Source organism: Streptosporangium sp. NPDC049248, assembly GCF_040678965.1.
GTDB classification, from domain to species: domain Bacteria; phylum Actinomycetota; class Actinomycetes; order Streptosporangiales; family Streptosporangiaceae; genus Streptosporangium; species Streptosporangium fukuiense.
Genome location: NZ_JBFAQY010000031.1, coordinates 44,781 through 63,221, shown reverse-complemented (window position 1 = coordinate 63,221; position 18,441 = coordinate 44,781). Strand labels below are relative to the sequence as shown.

Sequence of the window (18,441 nt, the reverse complement as noted above, 5' to 3'; positions counted from 1 at the left end):
GAGCGTACCCAAAAACGAATGAGGACGCCAAGGCCTATCCGCCGCCGGCGCCCTCAGCCGGCGAGGAAACGGCTGATCAGGTCGACGTGCGGGGCGCGGAGAAGTTCGTGGTGCTCTCCGGGGATCTCGTGGACGGTCAGGTCGGAGACGGTCTGGCGCCACCCGGCCTCCTGGACGGCCCGCAGCCTGGGCGGGTGCAGCTCGCTGGTCAGGAGGGTGACGCGCCCGTGGAACCAGCCGGCCCGGTAGCCGGCCAGGCCGCGCAGGCTGTCGCGCCAGAGCCGCAGCAGCTCCGGCCCGTACGCCTCGTGGTAGGCGGCCACCTGGGAGGGCGTCATGCCGATCCCGGCGAAGAAGCCCACCTTGGAGTCGAGCAGGGCCTGCCGGGCCTCGGCAGCGCCCAGCGGGGCCAGCCGGTCGATCAGCGCCTCCAGTTCGGCCAGCTCGCCCAGCAGGTCGGTCACGAACACCTCGGGCAGCACCGAGTCGATCAGCACCACCCGGTCGACCTGGTGGCCGAGTTCCTGTAGCCGCCTGGCCGTCTCGAAGGCCAGCACACCGCCCGCCGACCAGCCGGCGAGCGTGTACGGACGCGCCAGGTCCAGACCCGAACCGGCCAGCTCCCGGGCGTACCTGGCGGCCATGTCCGGCAGCGAACCGGCCTTCACCCCCGACTCCAGCGCCTGCAGCGCGTAGACCGGCCGGTACGCGGCGAGCCTGGCCGCCAGTCCCGCGTAGCAGCGCGCGGAGCCGCCGAGCGGATGGAAGCAGTACAGCGGGGCTCCGGCGGGTGCGGAGACGGCCAGCGGGGTGATCACGGGGAGCGAGGCGGCCGGAGCAGCGTCACTTCCCGGCTCGGCGCCGTGGCCGGGCTCCCGGGCGGGACCGGAGCCGTTCTCCTTGCCGTGACCGGGACCGGAGGGGGCGGAGGCGGGGCCGTGCGCGGAACCACGGTCCGCGCCGTGCCCCGAAGACCCGCCGGAGGCGTGCCCGAAGCCACGGTCGGCGCCGGGGACGGCCGCGGACACCAGGGCGGCGAGGCCGCTGACCGTGGCGTCGGCCAGGAACCTGCGGAGCTTGACCTTCACGCCCAGCCGCTGCTCCACACTCGCCATCAGCCGTACCGCGCCCAGGGAGTCGATCCCCCTGGCGAACAGGTCCTCGTCCGCGCCGACGTCGTCGGAGCCGATCCCGAGCAGTCCGGCGATCAGGTCGGCGATCTGCCCCTCGACGGCGGTGCGCGCCCGGCGCGGGGCGGGCTCCTGCCCCGTGTCCCACGCGGTGTTCACCTCCGGCAGCGCGGATCGGTCCACCTTGCCGTTGCGGTTGAGTGGGATCGCGGGCAGCGGCACGAAGACCGAGGGCACCATGTACTCGGGCAGGCTCCTGGCGAGACCCGCGCGCATCTCGGCCGCCGTCGCGGTGCCGACGACGTAGGCGACGAGCCTTCGCCCTCCTCCGGAGCCGGGCCGGGGTTCGGGAACGGGTACGGTTCCAGGTCCGGGCCGGGGCCCGGGGACGGGCGCGGTTCCGGATCCTGGCCGGGGTTCGGGTACCGGGGCGGTTCCGGGTTCGGTTCGGGGGTCGGGTACGGGGGAGGCGACGACGACCGACTGGTCGACGCCCGGCAGTTCGTCCAGGGCGGCCTCGACCTCTCCCAGCTCGACACGGAATCCCCTTATCTTCACCTGGTCGTCGAGCCTGCCGAGGAACTCGAACTCCCCGTCGGCGCGGAGCCTGCCCAGGTCCCCGGTGCGGTAGAGCCGCGAGCCCGGCGGGCCGAAGGGGTCGGGCAGGAAGCGTTCGGCGGTCAGCGCGGGCCTGCCGTGGTAGCCGCGCACCACGCACTCGCCGCCGATGTAGAGCTCGCCGGGCACCCCCATCGGGAGCGGGCGCATGGCGTCGTCCAGCACGTACATGGCGGTGCCGGGAATGGGTCTGCCGATCGGGACCAGCTCGCCGCCGATCGGGCCGGTCACGGTGTGCACGCAGTTGGCGACGGACGCCTCGGTCGGGCCGTACTCGTTGAGCAGCACCGGCGCCGGGTCCAGTGCCTGCCAGAACGCCAGCGCCCGGCTGGGGAAGGCGTCGGCGCCCACCACCAGGACCCCGGCCAGACCCGCGGCCTGCTCGGCGGAGAGCTGCCCGGCCAGCACCTCCAGGTGTCCGGGGGTGAGCTTGACGAACCCGTACGGCCGGGCCGACAGCGCGGCGCCCAGCTCGTCCAGGGCGGTGTCCTCGGCGGCGACGTGCAGGCTCTGGCCCACCACCAGCGGGGTGTAGATGTTTGGCACGACCATGTCGTAGGCGACCGAGGAGAACAGCGGGGCCCCGCCCACCCCGCCGACGGCGTAGGCCGACACGCACCAGTGCAGGAAGTTCACCAGGCCCCGGTGACCGACCATGACGCCCTTGGGCCGCCCGGTCGAGCCCGAGGTGTAGATGAGATAGGCCAGGTTGCCGGGCGCGGCGGCCGGGTCCGGGTCGGCGGAGGGATACCCGGCGGTCTCCGCTTCCAGGGCGGCCGCGTCGTCCAGCACCAGCCGGGCGCCGGAGTCGGCCATCATGTACTCCAGCCGGGCGGCGGGTAGACCGGGGTCGAGCGGCAGGTAGGCGGCCCCGGCCTTCCAGACGCCGAGGAAGGCGGCGACCAGCCAGTCGGAGCGCCGCAGGCGGACGGCGACGACGCTCTCCGGGCCCATGCCCCTGCCGCGCAGCCAGTGCGCGATCCGGTTGGCCCTGGCGTTCAGTTCCCGGTAGCTCAGCCGGATCTCACCGAAGGTCAGCGCGACGGCCTGCGGGGTGCGCCGGGCCTGCCGCTCGAACAGCTCGTGCGCGCAGACGTCCGGCGAGCCCGGCGGTTCCGGTCCCCGGCAGGCCGCGAGCAGCGCCTCGCGCTGGGCGGGCGGGAGGATCTCCAGCGTGCCGAGCGGCGCGTCGGGTGCGGCGGCGATCTGGGCGAGCAGGTGGACGAAGGAGTCGGCGAGCCGCCGGGCGGTGCCGGTCTCGAACAGGTCGGCGCGGTAGGTCAGGTGGCCCAGCAGGTGGTCGTCTTCCGGCATCAGGGACAGGGCGAGGTCGTACTTGGCGGCGGTGTCGGGGAACTCGAACGGCTGCACGGCCAGGTCGCCGAGCCTGGTGGCCCCCGGCAGGCCGGCGTGCAGCTCGTACAGGACGCGGAACAGCGGGGCGCGGCCCTGGGCCAGCATCGGGTACGGCAGGTGCTGGTGGGTGAGGGTGTTCAGGCAGTAGGCACGGACCCGGCGCAGCAGTTCGGTGAAGCTCGGATCTCCCGACAGGTCGGCGCGCATCACCACGGTGTTGAAGAAGGCGCCGACGAGGTGCTCGGAGTGCGGCACGGCGCGGTTGGCGACGGTGCTGCCGATGGCGACGTCGTCCTGGCCGCAGTGGCGCGACAGCAGCGCGGCGAACGCGGCGAGCCCGGCCATGTACGGGGTGGCCCGGCAGCGCCGGGCGACGGCGCCGAGCGCGGCGGCGGTGGCGGCCGGCACGGTAAAGGTCACCACCTCCCCTGCCGCCGAGGTCTCCCCGGAGGTCTCCGCGGCGGGGGCGCGGTCGGTGGGCAGATCGAGCGCGGGCAGGCCGGCCAGGGCGCCGCGCCAGTGCGCCAGGGCGGGTGCCAGATCCACGGCCCGCTCGGCCGCCACCACCTCGTCGTACCCGGCGGGCAGCGGGGGCAGCGGGTCGGGCAGACCGGCGAGGCGGGCCCGGTAGAGGGCGTCGAGCTCGCCGAGGAAGACGCCCATGGACCACTCGTCAAAGGCGATGTGGTGCACGGTGAGCACCAGGACGTGGTCGGCGGCGGCCAGCCGGGCGAGCCGGGCCCGCAGCACCGGCCCGGCGGCCAGGTCGAACGGCCGCCGGGCCTCGGCGACGGCCGTCCCGCGAACCTCCTCCTCCGAGGCCACCGGGTGTACCGGCAGCTCGACCGGCGCCGGTGGCAGCACCGAGGCCACCGGCCGCCCTTCGACGTTCGGGTAGACGGTGCGCAGCGCCTGGTGGCGGGCGACGAGGTCGCCGAGCGCCCCGGCGAGTGCCGGGACGTCCAGCGGGCCGCGCAGCCGCAGCGCCAGGCAGACGTTGTACTCCGTCCCGGCGGGGTCCAGCTGGTGGCCGAGCCACATTCGTTCCTGGGCGTACGAGAGCCCTCCCCCGAACGGCCGGGACGTCCCGGGGAGCGTGGACTCGGGCGTCGGCGTCCCGGCGGGGGACGCCCCGGACGAGGACGGCCCGGGTGGGGACGTCTCAGGCGCTACGACCGGCACCTTCCACCTCCAGCGGCGAGTGCGGTGAGTGCGGTGACGCTCCGTCCTCCAGCAGGCCGAGGACGACCTGCGCCAGCTCGCCCACCGTCGGGTGGGTGAACACCTCGGCGACCGGCACCTCAACGCCGTGCCGCGCCCGGATCCTGGCGACGAGCTGGATGGCGACCAGCGAGTGGCCTCCGGCCTCGAAGAAGTCGTCGTCGGAACCGACGGCGTCCAGGCCGAGCAGCAGCGCCCAGTCGTCGGCCAGCGCCTGGTGGACGGGGGTGTGCGTGTTCATCGTGGCCTCCTGGCCGCACCCGCGGGTGCGAACTGGTCTTCGGCCCCCGGCACCGGGCGGGCGGGGTCGTGGTCGATGTGGACGATCCGGTTGGACCCGTCCACGTGGACGACCCGGGGCCGGTAACTTCGCAACTCCGCCCCCGAGTACTGGCCGTAGGAGATCAGGATCACCATGTCCCCCGGGGCGACCAGGTGCGCGGCGGCTCCGTTGATGCCGATCACCCCACTGCCGCGCTCCCCCGTGATGACGTACGTCTCCAGGCGGGCGCCGTTGGTGATGTCGACGATCGCCACCTGCTCGCCGTCCAACAGGTCGGCGGCCTCCATCAGCTCCTCGTCGATCGTCACCGAGCCGACGTAGTGCAGGTCGGCGTGGGTGACCGTCGCTCGGTGGATCTTGGATTTGAACATCGTGCGCAGCATCTCGGACTTCCGTTCACGCATGGGGGACCGGTGACAGTGCCGAGAGCGGCGCGTGCGGGTCACGCACAGCCGCTCCCAGCAGATGCAGCCATGCATCCACCAGGCTCTCGACGGTGGATCCGTCGAACAGACCGGTGTTGTAGGCGACCTCGCCGATGATCGAGTCCGGGGTCTCCGCGACCGAGCAGACGAGGTCGGCGACCGTGGTGCGGGTCGCCAGGTCGATGGGGGTCACCGTCAGCTGTGGCAGGCGCACGCCCTCGGCGCCGGTGAGCGCGCTGAGCGGGACGCCGTTGAAGATGACGTCGAAGAAGGGGGAACGTCCGGGGGCGCGCGGCGGGCGCAGCGCCTGGACCAGCCGCTCCAGCGGGACGTCCTGGTGGGCGTAGGCGCCGTGGACCACCTCACGGACGCGGCCGAGCAGCTCGGCGAAGGTCGGGTCGCCGCCGCAGGGGGTGCGCAGCACCAGCGTGTTGACGAAGAAACCGATCATCTGCTCGGTCTCCGGGCGGGTACGGCCGGGTACCGGGGAGCCCACCGCGACGTCGGCGCCGCCGGACGCCTGGAAGAGCGTGGCCTGGAAGGCTCCGAGCAGGGCGGCGAAGAGCGTCGTGCCCGCCTCGCGGCCGAGCCGGCGCAGCTCCTCGGTGACCCGTTCTTCGATCATGAAGGAGACCCTGGCGCCCGCGTAGGTCTGCACGGGCGGGCGCGGCCGGTCGATGGGCAGCTCGGCCGGGGTGATCCCGGCCAGCTGGGCACGCCAGTAGTCGAGCTGCTCGCCCCCCGCGGCGTGCGCACGCTGCCAGGTGGCGTAGTCCACGTACTGCGCGGCCGGCTCGGGGAGCACGGCGGGCCGCCCGGCCAGCGCGGCCTCGTACAGGGTGGCCAGTTCCTGCCAGAGCACCTGCTCGGAGGCGGCGTCGTAGGCGACGTGGTGGACGACCAGGGAGAACACGTGCTCGTAGTCGTCCAACCTGGTCAGCCTGGCCCGCACCGGCGCGGCGGCGGCGAGGTCGAAGGGGGTCTCCCAGTCGGCCTGCAGGGCGTCGGAGGCGGCGCTCTCGCGGGCGATACGGGTCTCGCCGGGCGCGACGCCGAACCTCAGCCGGGGTCCGCGGGCGTCGATGCGCACCTCGGGGATGCCTTCGGGGCTCTCCACGTACCGGGTCCGCAGGATCTCGTGCCGGGCGATGAGTTCGTCGAACGCCTGGCGGAACGCCGCCACGTCGAGGTGGCCGCGCAGGCGGCAGGCGGTCGGCACGTTGTACGCGGTCGAGCCGGGCGCCAGCCGGTGCAGGAACCAGAGGCGTTCCTGGCCGTAGGAGAGCGGCAGTGTGCCCTCTCGGGACACCCTCGGCAGCGGCGGGAGCTGCTCGGCGCGGGTCTCGGCCACCTCCTCGGCGAGCTCCTCCAGCGACTCGGCGGAGAAGAGCAGGTAGAGCGGGAAGTCGATGCGCAGGTCGTCCTGGATGCGGAACATGACCTGGGTGGCGAGCAGGGAGTTGCCGCCCAGCTCGAAGAAGTTGTCGTCCAGGCAGACCGTGTCCAGGTCCAGGACGTCGGCCCAGATGGTGGCCAGCGCCTGCTGCACGGCGGTGACCGGGGGCCTGCCCCCGGCCCGCTCGGCGGGCGCGGCGATCTCCGGCAGTGCGGCCCGGTCCACCTTCCCGCTGCTGGTCAGCGGCATCCGGTCGACCACCGCGAGCTGCGCGGGGATGAGGTAGGGCGGGAGCCGGTCGACCAGGTAGGCCCGCAGCTCCGCCGGGTCGGGGGCGGCACCGGAGGCCACCACGTAGCCGAGCAGGCGCTCCCCGGTCACCGTGACGGCGGAGCGCTCGACCCCGGGGTGGGCGTCCAGGGTGGCCTCGATCTCGCCCAGCTCGACCCGTACCCCGCGGATCTTGACCTGGTGGTCGGTGCGGCCGAGGAAGTCCAGGGCGCCGTCGGGGCGGCGGCGCCCCAGGTCGCCGGTGCGGTACAGCCGCGAGCCCGGCGGGCCGTACGGGTCGGGGACGAAGCGCTCGGCGGTCAGCGCGGGCCTGCGGTGGTAGCCGCGCGCCAGGCCGATCCCGCCGATGAACAGCTCGCCCGCCTCGCCGTCGGGTACCAGATCTCCCGCCTCGTCCAGCACGTGCACGGTGTTGCCGGTGAAGGGCGTGCCGATGGAGACGACCGGGCCCGCGTGCGGGTCGTGCGGGTCGTAGGTGTACAGGGTGGAGTCGATCGACACCTCGGTGGCGCCCCACTGGTTGTGCAGCCCGCAGCCGTACACGCCGATCTGCTCGTGGAAGGCGAGCGCCAGGGGTGCGGTCAGCGCCTCTCCACTGGAGATCACGTGGCGCAGGTGCGGCAGCGGCGGCAGCCCGGCCCGGCGGTGCGCCGCCAGGAACAGCGCGAGCATGCTGGGCACGAACTGCACGACGGCGGCACCGAAGCGCATGGTGGCCTCCAGCAGCGCCACCGGGTCGCGGTGCTCGCCCGGCGGCAGGATCGCCACCACCCCGCCGATCGACAGCGGCCAGAACACCTCCACCGCCGAGTCGTCGAAGCTGAGCGTGGTCTTGTGCAGTACGGCCTCGCCCGGTTCGAGGCGGTGCTCGGCCTGCATCCACCGCATCCGGTTGACCCAGCCCCCGTGCGTGCTGGCGACCCCCTTGGGGGTGCCCGTCGAGCCGGAGGTGTAGTAGAGGGAGACCAGGTTCTCCTGGCGTACCCCGGAGCCGACCGGGGTCGTCGGGTGGCGGTCGATCAGCGCGCTGTCGCGGTCGAGCAGCACGACGCGGGTCAGGTCGCCGGGCAGCAGGTGGGCGAGTGCCTGCTCGCCCACCGACACCGGCGCCGCGCCCTCGGTGACCATGAGCCGCCCCCGGGCGGGCGGCGCGTCGGGGTCGATCGGCAGGTAGGCCCCGCCCGCCTTGAGGATGCCGCACAGCGCGATGACCAGGTCCAGCCCCCGGTGCACGCACACCGCCACGGGGGTGTCGGCGACCACTCCCAGCTCGCGCAGGTGGTGGGCGAGCTGGTTGGCGCGCCGGTCCAGCTCGCGGTAGGTCAGGGTGTGGCCGTCGGCATCGATGACGGCCACGGCGCGCGGGGTCCGCTCCACCTGGGCTTCGACCAGCTCGTGCAATCCGGCCACGACTTCTCCTAACGGTTCGCCGACGCCAGCAGGGCGACGCGGTCGATCTTCTTGGTGGGGGTCAGCGGGAAGGCGCCGCGCACCTCGATCCTGGACGGGATCATGTAGGCGGGCAGGTGGGCGGCCAGGTGCTTGCGCAACGCCCGGGGGGTGACGTCTCCCTGGGCGAACAGCAGCAGGCCCTCGTCCACGACGTGCGCGGCGGCCAGCTCGACCAGCGGGTGCTCCTGGGCCACGCACTCGATCTCACCCAGCTCGATCCGGTAGCCGCGCAGCTGGACCTGCCGGTCACGACGCCCGGTGAACCAGAGCCGGCCGTCGGGGCGCAGCCGGCCCAGGTCGCCGGTCCGGTAGAGCCTGCCGTGCTCGGGATGGTCGACGAACCGTTCCGCGGTCAGCTCGGGGGCACCGCCGTAGCCGAGGGCCACGCCGGGCCCGCCGACATGGATCTCGCCCTGCTCGCCGTCCGGTACCCGCTCGCCGGCGTCGTCGAGCAGGACGATGCGGTAGCCGGCCAGCGGCCTGCCCACCGGCAGCGGGTCCGGCTCTCCGGCGGTGACGAGCCCGGCGGTGCACCACACGGTGACCTCGGTGGGGCCGTAGAAGTTCCAGACGCGTCCGGCGCGCCCGGCCAGCTCGGCGGCCAGCCGGGCGGTCAGCACCTCGCCGCCGCAGACGGCCTGCAGCTCCGCACGCCCCGGCGTCAGGTACGGCAGCAGGAAGTGCCAGGCGGTGGGGGTGGCGTGCACGACGGTGACGCGGTGCCTCTCCAACCAGCCCACCAGCCGTTCCGGGGCGGCCTGCAGCGTCTCGGAGGTCACCAGGGTCGCACCGCCGTGACTGAGCGGGACGAACATCTCCAGCAGCGCGATGTCGAAGGAGAAGGTCTGGTTGGCGGCGTACCGGTCGGCGGGGCCGGGGTCGAGCAGTTCGGCGACGGCGCGCACGCAGTTGTGCAGCGAGGCGTGCGAGACCAGCACCGCCTTGGGCCGCCCGGTGGAGCCGGAGGTGAACATCACGTACGCGCACCGCTCGGGGTCCGCGTCGCCGGTCCGCAACTCGGTCGTGTCCTCAGCGTCCTCGGCGTCCTCGGTGTGCGGTACGGAGTCGAGGAGCAGGCTCATGCCCGCCTGGCGCTGCTGGAAGCGCAGCCGCTCGGGCGGCAGGGCCGGATCCAGTGGCAGGAAGACCGCGCCGGCCTGCCAGATGCCCAGGATCACCGCCACGTAGTCGGCCGAGCGGGGCAGCGCGACACCGACCACGTCACCGGGGCGCGTTCCTCTCTCCCGCAGCACGTCGGCCACCGCGTTGGCACGGGCGGCCAGCTGCCCGTAGCTGAGTTCGGAGGCCGGGTCGAGGGCGGCGACCGCGCCGGGCGCGCGTCTCACCTGCCGGGCCACCTCGTGCAGGACGGTGTTCACGCGACCATCTCCTGAGGAACGGTGCCGATGTGACCAGGCGCGGGCGGCGTGGACCATTCGCGGGACCAGGGCAGCAGGGGGATGGAGGCCACGGCCCCCGGCGGGTTGAGCGCGGCCCAGTCGAGGTCGTGGCCGAGCTCGTAGAGGCGGATCAGCACGCCGGGCAGGTCGCCGGCGTCGGCGCAGCGCACCGCGCGGGCCTGCCTGCCCCCCTGGGCGCCGCGCAGCCGGGGACCGAGTTCGGCGGCACCGATCTCCACGAAGGTGCGCACCCCGCGGTCCAGCGCGACGGCGAGCGCGTCGCCGAGCAGGCTCGGGGCGGCCAGGTGCCGCGCCCAGTGCCGGGCGCCCTGCGCGCGGCCGTCGACCGGCCCGCCGGTGAGCGTCGACAGCGCCACCGTCTCGCCGGCGTTGACGGGCAGCCCCTCCAGGGCGGCCTCCAGCTCGGCGGCCAGTGGTGCGGCCAGCCCGCTGTGGTCGGCGGTGGCGGGTCCCAGGTCGCCGCAGAGCACGTCTCCCGCGGTGAGGGTGGCGGCCAGGGTGGCCAGCGCGGCCCGGGGGCCGACGATGACGCAGGTCTGCGCGTCCTCCACGGTGGCCACCGCGAGCGCGGGACCGATCCGCGCGCACAGCGCCTCCGCCAGCCTGCGCGCCAGCCGCACCCGCAGGGCGTGCACCGGCGCCGGATGGGCCAGCAGCCTGGCGCGGTGCCCGGCGACGGTGTCCGAGGCGGTGGGCGACAGCGCGCCGCGGTAGCGGGCGGCGGCGACCTCCCCCGCGCCGTGGCCGATCACCAGGTCGGGACGGACGCCCGCCCGGCGCAGCTCGGCGGCGAGGTCGGCGTGCGCGGCGGCCGTCCCGGCACCCGGCTCGTCGGCGAAGACCAGGGCCAGGCCGCCGGGTGCCGCGCCGCCGGGTGTCGCGGCGGTCAGGTCGGTCAGTGCCCTGTCGAGCTCTCGGCTCAGCTCGGCGGCGTCGGCGCCGGTCACCCCGACCCGGTAGGCGTGGTGGTCGCGCCGTTCCCCTGCGGTGTGGCAGGCCGCCGCCAGGTCCAGCTCCGGATCGTCCAGCGCGGCCCGCCAGCGCACGACCAGCTCCCGCAGCCCGGCGTGCGTGTGCGCCGACAGCGGCAGGTAGCGGCGGGGGTGCGAAACCGCCGCCGGTGGATACGACCGCGTCTTCGCGGACGGTCCCCCCTCGCGGTCCTCCCGGCTCCGCCGGGCGGTGACGCCTGCGGGCGTGACGGGCGTGCGCCGCTCGGGTGGCGCCTGGAGGATCAGATGGGCGTTGGTGCCGCCGAAGCCGAAGGAGCTGACGCCGGCCAGGCGGCCGGTCCAGGACTCCAGGCTCCGCTGCACCCGCAGGCCGCCGCCGGACCAGTCGAAGTCCTCGGCGAGGTCGGTGGCGTGCAGGCTGGCCGGCAGTGCGCCGTGGAAGAGCGCGAGGGCCGCCTTGGCCAGGCCGGCCGCGCCGGCCGCCGCCTCCAGGTGCCCCAGGTTGCTCTTGACCGAGCCGACCCGCAGCGCGGCACGGCGCGGCGCCGTGCCCAGCACCTCCGACAGGGCGCGCAGCTCCATCAGGTCGCCCAGCCGGGTGCCCGAGCCGTGCGCCTCGACGTAGCCGACGTCACCGGGGTCGACTCCCGCGGCGCGGCACGCCGCGCGCAGCAGCCGTACCTGCGCGGGGGCGCTCGGCGACATCAGGCCGTTGGTGCGCCCGTCGCTGTTGACCGCGCCGCCGAGGATGAGGGCGTAGATCCGGTCTCCGGCGGCGAGCGCGTCGCCCAGGCGCCGGAGCGTCACCATGACGGCCCCCTCGGAGCGGCCCATGCCGTCGGCCCCGGCGCCGAAGGACTTGCACCGGCCGTCGGGGGCCAGCACGCCCGCCGTGCGGAAGCACAGGCCGATGTCCGGCGAGAGGATGGCGTTGACCCCGCCGGCGAGGGCGGTGTCGCACTGGCCCGTCCGCAGTGCGGTCACCGCCTGGTGGACGGCGACCAGCGACGACGAGCAGGCGGTGTCGACGGCCATCGAGGGGCCGTGCAGGTCGAAGACGTAGGAGATGCGGTTGGCGGCCACGCTGTGCGCCACGCCGGTCGGGGTGTAGAGGCCGGGTTCGGTCTCGGCGAGCCCCGGGCTGAAGCTGTGGACCAGGAAGTCCCCGCTGCTGATGCCCGCGAACACGCCCGTCTGGCTCCCGGCCAGATCGGCGAGGCGGAGCCCGGCGTCCTGCAGGGACTCGTGCGCGACCTCCAGCAGCAGCCGCTGCTGCGGGTCCATCGCCTCCGCCTCGCGGGCGTTGACCGTGAAGAACGCCGGGTCGAAGCCCTCCACGTCCGGCAGGAACCCGCCCTCGCCCACCCCCGGCTCGCGCCAGCCCGGGTGGCGCGCGGCCCGCTCGCCCGGCACCGTGCCGACCGCGTCGACGCCGTCCGCCAGCAGCCGCCAGAGCCGTTCGGGGCCGTCGGCTCCCGGCAGGCGGCAGCCGATGCCGACGATCGCCACCGGTTCGACGACCTCATGCCCACCCGGGGCGCGGGAGGTGTCGTGCCCGGGGGTCCCGCGGTCCGGCCGTCCCACGGCTCCCACCAGGTGTTCGGCCAGGGCGCGCGGGGTGGGGTGGTCGTAGAAGACCGTGTTCGGCAGCGGGGTGCCCAGCCGGGCCTCCAGTTCGGCGGCGAGGGCGACCGCGTCGGCCGAGCCGATGCCGTAGTCGATGAACAACCGGTCGGCGTCGACGTCGGCCAGGCCGGCGCGTTCGGCGACCAGGGAGGTCAGCAGGTCCAGGACGCTCATCGCCCGGCCGCCACCGGGTCGGCGTCCGCGAGGGCGGGCGAGGTCCATCCGGCCAGCACGGTGAAGCGGCCTTCCGCCAGCATGGCGCGGCACTCGCGGCGCCGGATCTTGCCGCTGGTGGTCTTGGGGACGCTGCGCGGCTCGACCAGGAACACCCCGTCGAGCAGCACGTCGTGCTCCCTGGCCACCGCGAGGCGGATCTCGGTGATCAGCTCGTCGAGGTCCCCCGCGGTCGAGGCGGTGACCTCGGCGACCACCACCGCGGCCTCGGCCTGCGGCACGTCGCCGGTGGGCTCGGTGGCGAAGGCGGCGCCGCAGCCGCCCCGCACGGCGGGGCTGACCCGCTCGACGGTGTACTCGACGTCCTGGGGATAGTGGTTGACCCCGTTGATCACGATCAGGTCCTTGTGCCGGCCGACGATCACCACGTCGTCGCCGTCCAGCACCCCGAGGTCCCCGGTGCGCAGGAAGTTCTCCTCGCGTCCGGGCAGCCGGGCGTGGAAGGTCTCGGCGGTGGCGTCGGGGCGCTGCCAGTAGCCGGCCGCCACCGAGGGCCCCGACACCCACACCTCGCCGACCTCGCCCGCCTCACATGCCAGTCCGGTGACGGGGTCGGCGATCTCGACGACCATCTCGTCCAGCGGGGTGCCGCAGCGTACGTAGTGGCGCTCCCCCACCCGCACGCCGGGGTCGGCGGCCGACAGCGGCCCGGCGGAGACGACCAGGGTGGCCTCGGCCATGCCGTACGCGGCGTACAGGCTCGCGGCGTCGAGCCCGGCGGGAGCGAACCGCTCGGCGAAGCGCCGCAGGGTGTCTCGTCTGAGCGGCTCGGCGCCGTTGAGCGCCACTCGCCAGCGGCTCAGGTCCAGGGTGGCGAGCTCGGCGTCGGTGACCTTGCGGACGCACAACTCGTAGGCGAAGTTGGGCGCGTAGGAAAGCTGCCCGCCGTGGTCGGAGATGGCTCGCAGCCAGGCGAACGGCTGCGCGGCGAACGCCTGCGGTGACATCTTCACCACGTGCGCGCCCCACAGCAGCGGCGACAGCAGCGATCCGATGATCCCCATGTCGTGGTAGAGCGGCAGCCAGGAGACCGTGGTCGTCTCGTGGCCGGCCCCGACGGCGGCGGCCACCACGCGGGCGTTGTGCGTCAGGCCACCGTGGGTGACCATGACGCCCTTGGGGTTGCCGGTGGAGCCCGAGGTGTACTGCAGGAACGCCAGGTCTTCCGGGGTGGGAAGCGCCCAGTGGTCGGCGGCGTCGCCGCGGAGCAGGTCGGCGAAGTGCAGCCAGCCGCGGAAGCCGGGCAGGGTGGCCGGCGCGTCCGCGCCGGGGAGCGGTTCGGGGGCGATCGCGTAGGCGGCGCCGGAGTCGCGGGCGATGGAGGCGATCTTCGACCAGGCGGACCTGAAGTGCGCGAGGGAGGGCAGGTAGACGGGCACGGGCAGGGCCCCGGCCAGCATGCAGCCGTAGAAGACGGGCGCGTACTCGGCGGAGGAGGGGCAGACCAGGAGCACCCGCTCGCCGTACGCGCCGGCCTCGGTGAGGCGGGTGGCGACCTGGCGGGCGCGCAGGGCCAGCTCGGCGAAGGTCCACCGGGTGCTCTCGCCCCTGCCCAGGAAGGTCAGCGCCGGGCGCTCGCCGTGCTCGTCGGCGGTGCTCAACAGCGACGCAAGCACCGAATCATGAAAAGTCATGCCACACCTCCGATGTGGTCGTTGAGAAGCTCGTCCAGCAGGGCGTCCACCTGGGCGTCGGACAGGGCGTCCAGCCGCGCCGCCATCGGGTCACGGGTGTCGGTCTCGCCGGCCGGCCGCTCGTCCAGATGGGCGCTCACCCGCCCGGCCAGCTCGGTGACGGTGGGACCGTCGAGGAAGGCCGGGGCCGGCAGCCGCACCCCGAGCCGGGCCTCCAGGAGGTTGCGCAGTTCGACGGCCATCAGCGAGTCCAGTCCCAGCCGGGTCAGCGACGCCTTCGGGTCGATCGCGGCCGGTGAGGTGCGCAGCACCCCCGCCACCCACTCGACGAGCGCCCGCTCCAGCTCCTGGGGGGTCGTGATGCTCAGCCGGCCGGTCCCGGTGTGCCCGGCCGCCAGCCCGGCGAAGATCGACCAGTGCTCGTGTCCGGGGTTGTTCGCGAACCAGGTGGGCGCGTCCAGCGGGACGACCGCCACCTGGGCCGGCTGCTCGGCGAGCAGTTCGGCGAGGATCCGCAGGCCCGACGCGGTGTCGATGGAACCCATGCCCCGGTCGGCCAGCCTGCCCGCCCGGTCCGGGCGGGCGGCGAGCCCGGTCTGTGACCAGACGCCCCAGTCGACGCTGGTGGCGGGCAGGCCCCGGCTCCTCCGCCAGTGCGCGAACCCGTCCAGGAAGGCGTTGGCCGCCGCGTAGCCGGCCTGGCCGCCGGAGCCGAGCAGCCCGGCCGCCGAGGAGAACAGCACGAACAGTTCCACCGGGTCGCCGCAGGTCAGCCGGTGCAGGTTGCGGGTGCCGGCCACCTTGGGGCGCAGCACCTCGGCCACCTCGTCGAGGTCGACGGCGGCGACGGTGCGGTCGCGCAGCACCCCGGCGGCGTGCAGGACGCCGCGGATGGGCGGCGCCTGGGCGCGGAGCCCGTCGAGCGCCTTCTCCAGCGCGTCCGCGTCGGCGACGTCGGCGGCCAGCACCACGACCCGCACGCCCTCCTCGCGGAGTGCGGCGATCCGCTCCCGTGCGGCCTGTCCGGGCTCGTTCCTGCCCAGCAGGGCGAGATGCCTGGCTCCCTGCCGTACCAGCCCCTCGGCCGCGGCCAGGCCGAGACCGCTCAGACCACCGGTGACCAGGTAGGTGCCGTCGGCGCGCAGCCGGGGCCGGTCGAAGGTGAGCACCACCTTGCCGATGTGCCTGGCCGAGGCCATGTGCCGGAACGCAGCCTCGGCCTCCGCCGCCGGGAAGGCCGTCACCGGCAGCGGGCCGAGATCGCCCGCCGCGACCGCGTCCACCACCTCGCGCAGCATCGCGCCGGCCAGCGCCGGGCGCCGTCCGGCCAGTGAGAACGCCTCCACCGCGTGAAAGGACAGGCTCTTGGCGAAGGGGGCGAGCGGCAGCGGCCGGTTCTCCGCGATGTCGCGCTTGCCGAGTTCGACGAACCGGCCGAAGGGCGCCAGGATCCGCAGCCCCTCGTCGACGGCCGGTCCGGCCAGGCAGTTGACCACCATGTCGACCCCGGCGCCGCCGGTGACCTCCAGGACCTGGTCGGCGAAGTCCAGCGAGCGCGAGTCGAAGACGTGCCGGACGCCCTGTCGCCTGAGCCAGGCCCGCTTGCCGGGCGAGCCCGCGGTGGCGAGGACCTCCGCGCCCGCCCGCCTGGCCAGCCGCACCGCCGCCTGGCCGACCCCCCCGGCCGCGGCGTGGATCAGTACCCGCTCCCCCGCCTCCAGCCGGGCCAGCCGCTCCATGCCGTAGAGCACGGTGACGTACGCCGCGGGGAGCGTCGCCGCCGCGGTGAAGTCCAGATCGCCGGGGATGGGCACGGCCAGCCGGGCGTCCACGGTGACATGCGAGGCCATCGCGCCGATCTCGGCGACCAGGGCCACCACCCGGCTGCCCACGGCCAGGCCCGTGACGCCGTCGCCGACGCCGGTCACCTCGCCCGCGCACTCCAGGCCGTAGCCGAGTGGCTCCGGCTGCTCGCCCAGCATGCCGATCCCGCGCAGCACGTCGTTGAAGTTGAGCCCGGCGGCGTGTACCCGGATCCGTACCTCTCCCGCGCCCGGTTCCCGGGGAGCGTCCTCGGCCAGGCAGAGGGTGGCCAGGTCCTGCCGAGCGCGCTGGACGAGCCGGTGCGGGCCGCGCGGCCCGGCCGGTCGCGGGGTGAGGCGCGGCGCGAACGGCCTGCCGCCTCGCAACGCGACCTCGTTCTCACCCGCGAGCCTCCAGGCGGGGCGCCCGGCACCGGCATCGGCGCCGAGGTCGGCCGGGGTCCAGGACGGTCCCGGCTCGGCGTCCAGGTCGATCAGGGTGCAGCGCAGCTCGGGGTGTTCGTGCCTGATCGTGCGCGCCATCCCCCACACGGCGGCGGCGTCGGGGTCCACCGGGTCGCCCGGCTCGACCGGCTGGGCGTTCCTGGTCACCACCCACAGCCGGTCCGGCTCCGGCCGGGCGATCAGTTCCCGGGTCAGTTCCAGCAGCGACCGCAGTGCCTCCTCGGCGGGCCGTCCCGATTCGACCCGGTGGACCACGCCGCCGAACGGCTCGTCCGCGCCCGTCTGCACCGGCACCCAGCGCGTGCTGTAGGTCCAGCCGCCGGCCCCGGCGCCGCGCGCGATCCGGTGCAGCCGCACCCCACGCAGCGCCAGTACCACCCGGCCGTCCTCGTCGCAGGCGTCGATGTCGAGCGTCACCTCCGCCCCGTCACCCGGGTCGTCGCCGGTGCCCGTCGCGGACACGACCCTGGCGTGCGCCCAGCGGGCCGCACCGACCTCGCCGAGCACCGACACCCGGGCCACCGCCCGGGGCAGGTAGAGGTCGTCGCCTTCGGCGAGGGCGGGCGCCGCCGCCTGCAGGCAGGCGTCCAGCAGCGCCACGTCGAGGCGGTACGGCCAGGGACCGGAGGCGGGTTCGTCGTCGCGGGCCCGCGAGAGGGGGGAGGCGGCGCGCAGGCGGGCGAGGGACTCTCCGGGGGCGGTGAAGACCTCCTCGATCCGCTGGAAGGCCGGACCGTACCGCATCCCCCTGGCGGTGAAGCCCGAATACAGCTCCTCGGCTCCGATCCGGGTGGCGCACCTGGACCTGAGCGGCGACAGCTCCAGGTGCGCCACGGCCTGCGGGGTCGCGCGGGAGGCCGAGGCGTGGGTCCGCCCCTCGACGGTGAGGTCGATCGCGTCGCCGTCGAGCCGGGTGGCCAGGCGGCGTGGCGTGTCCAGGAGCAGCGGGGCGTGGAACTCCACCCCGGCCAGCGCACCGTAGTGCTCCAGGGCGGCCGCCAGGTATCCGGCGCCGGGGAAGACCGGCCGGCCCTCGACCCGGTGGTCACCCAGGGGGCCGTCCGCGGTGAGCTTCACCTCGCGCAGGCGGGCGAGCGAGCCCGCGAAGACGGCGCCGTCCTCCTTGTGCACGGACGCCAGCAGCCGGGCGTCGACGTCGCGCAGCCCGGACAGCAGGGTGGGGTGCGGGCTGAGCTCGACGAACGTGTCGTAGCCCGCGTCCAGGAGTTGCCGGATCACCGGCCAGAACAGGACGGGCTCGCGCAGGTTGCGGCACCAGTAGTCGGCGTCGAGCACCGCGCCGGGGCGGCCGGTGACGGTCGACCAGAGCGGGATCCCCGCGCGGTTCGGCACCAGTGCGGCCAGTTCCTCGCGCAGCTCCGGCAGCAGGGGGTCGACGTGGTGGCTGTGACCGGCGACGTCGGCGCCGACCAGGCGGCAGAAGACGTCCTCCCAGCGGAGCTGCTCGACGAGCGCGTGGACCGCGTCGTGGTCGCCCGCCACCACCGTCGAGCCGGGCGCGTTGGCCGCGGCCAGGCAGATCCGGCCGGCACCGGCGGCACCGGGGAACCCGGGTGCGGCCCCGCGGTGGCCGTTCCGCTCGGCGACCAGGGCGGCGGTCTCCTCCCAGCCGAGGCCGACCAGCGCCATGGCGCCCGTCCCGCTGAGCCTGCGGTAGAGCCGGCTGCGGACGCCGACGGCCCTGGCCGCCTCCGCCAGGGTCAGGGCGCCCGCCACGTGGGCGGCGGCGATCTCGCCCAGGCTGTGGCCGACCACCGCGGCGGGTACCACGCCGTTGGCCGCCCAGAGCCTGGCCAGCCCGATCTGGAGGGCGAAGAGCGCGGGCTGGACCACGTCGATCCGGTCGGCGTCGGCCCTGCCCGCCAGCACGTCGGTGACCGATCGGTCCGTGTACGGTTCGAGCGCGAGCTCGCACTCCCGGATCGCCGCGGCGAAGACCGGTTCCTGCTCCAGCAGGGCACTTCCCATGCCACGCCACTGGGCACCCTGGCCGGGAAAGACGAAAACGACACCGTTCATGCCGAGAAGCATCGCCAGGCGCGGCTCCGGCGTCTTCCGTCGCGGGACGCGGACGGTACCTAGCCTCCCGGCCTGGTCGCCGGAAGAAGCCTAG

Annotated in this window: 8 protein-coding genes; all 8 read right to left on the bottom strand. The window is 74.7% G+C overall.

Translation table 11 applies throughout. The features are described 5' to 3' along the window. Positions 1-53 precede the first annotated feature (53 nt). From AB0K21_RS36940 to AB0K21_RS36905, 8 genes are read right to left on the bottom strand one after another with little or no spacing between them, the layout of a single operon-like run. Positions 54-4,286 (bottom strand): amino acid adenylation domain-containing protein, encoded by a 4,233-nt coding sequence (locus tag AB0K21_RS36940; RefSeq protein WP_364156626.1) that lies wholly within the window; start codon positions 4,284-4,286, stop codon positions 54-56. Continuing rightward, positions 4,267-4,566 (bottom strand): phosphopantetheine-binding protein, encoded by a 300-nt coding sequence (locus tag AB0K21_RS36935; RefSeq protein WP_343973501.1) that lies wholly within the window; start codon positions 4,564-4,566, stop codon positions 4,267-4,269. Before AB0K21_RS36935 ends, AB0K21_RS36940 begins: the two co-directional genes overlap by 20 nt. Then, positions 4,563-4,991, bottom strand: a complete 429-nt coding sequence (panD, locus tag AB0K21_RS36930; RefSeq protein ID WP_364156738.1) for an aspartate 1-decarboxylase — start codon at positions 4,989-4,991, stop codon at positions 4,563-4,565. Before panD ends, AB0K21_RS36935 begins: the two co-directional genes overlap by 4 nt. A 13-nt stretch (positions 4,992-5,004) precedes the next feature. Next, a complete protein-coding gene (locus tag AB0K21_RS36925) occupies positions 5,005-8,130 on the bottom strand; it encodes an amino acid adenylation domain-containing protein (protein ID WP_343973504.1) in 3,126 nt (1,041 codons plus the stop codon). 8 nt (positions 8,131-8,138) lie between these two features. Continuing rightward, a complete protein-coding gene (locus AB0K21_RS36920) occupies positions 8,139-9,551 on the bottom strand; it encodes an amino acid adenylation domain-containing protein (protein ID WP_364156623.1) in 1,413 nt (470 codons plus the stop codon). Beyond that, complete coding sequence (locus AB0K21_RS36915; RefSeq protein WP_364156620.1) at positions 9,548-12,346, bottom strand: beta-ketoacyl synthase N-terminal-like domain-containing protein; 2,799 nt, start codon at positions 12,344-12,346, stop codon at positions 9,548-9,550. The genes AB0K21_RS36920 and AB0K21_RS36915 overlap by 4 nt, the downstream gene beginning before the upstream one ends. Next, a complete protein-coding gene (locus tag AB0K21_RS36910) occupies positions 12,343-14,040 on the bottom strand; it encodes a fatty acyl-AMP ligase (RefSeq protein WP_343982781.1) in 1,698 nt (565 codons plus the stop codon). The genes AB0K21_RS36915 and AB0K21_RS36910 overlap by 4 nt, the downstream gene beginning before the upstream one ends. Continuing rightward, positions 14,037-18,347, bottom strand: coding sequence for an SDR family NAD(P)-dependent oxidoreductase (locus AB0K21_RS36905; RefSeq protein ID WP_364156617.1), 4,311 nt, complete (start codon positions 18,345-18,347; stop codon positions 14,037-14,039). Before AB0K21_RS36905 ends, AB0K21_RS36910 begins: the two co-directional genes overlap by 4 nt. Positions 18,348-18,441: the final 94 nt, after the last annotated feature.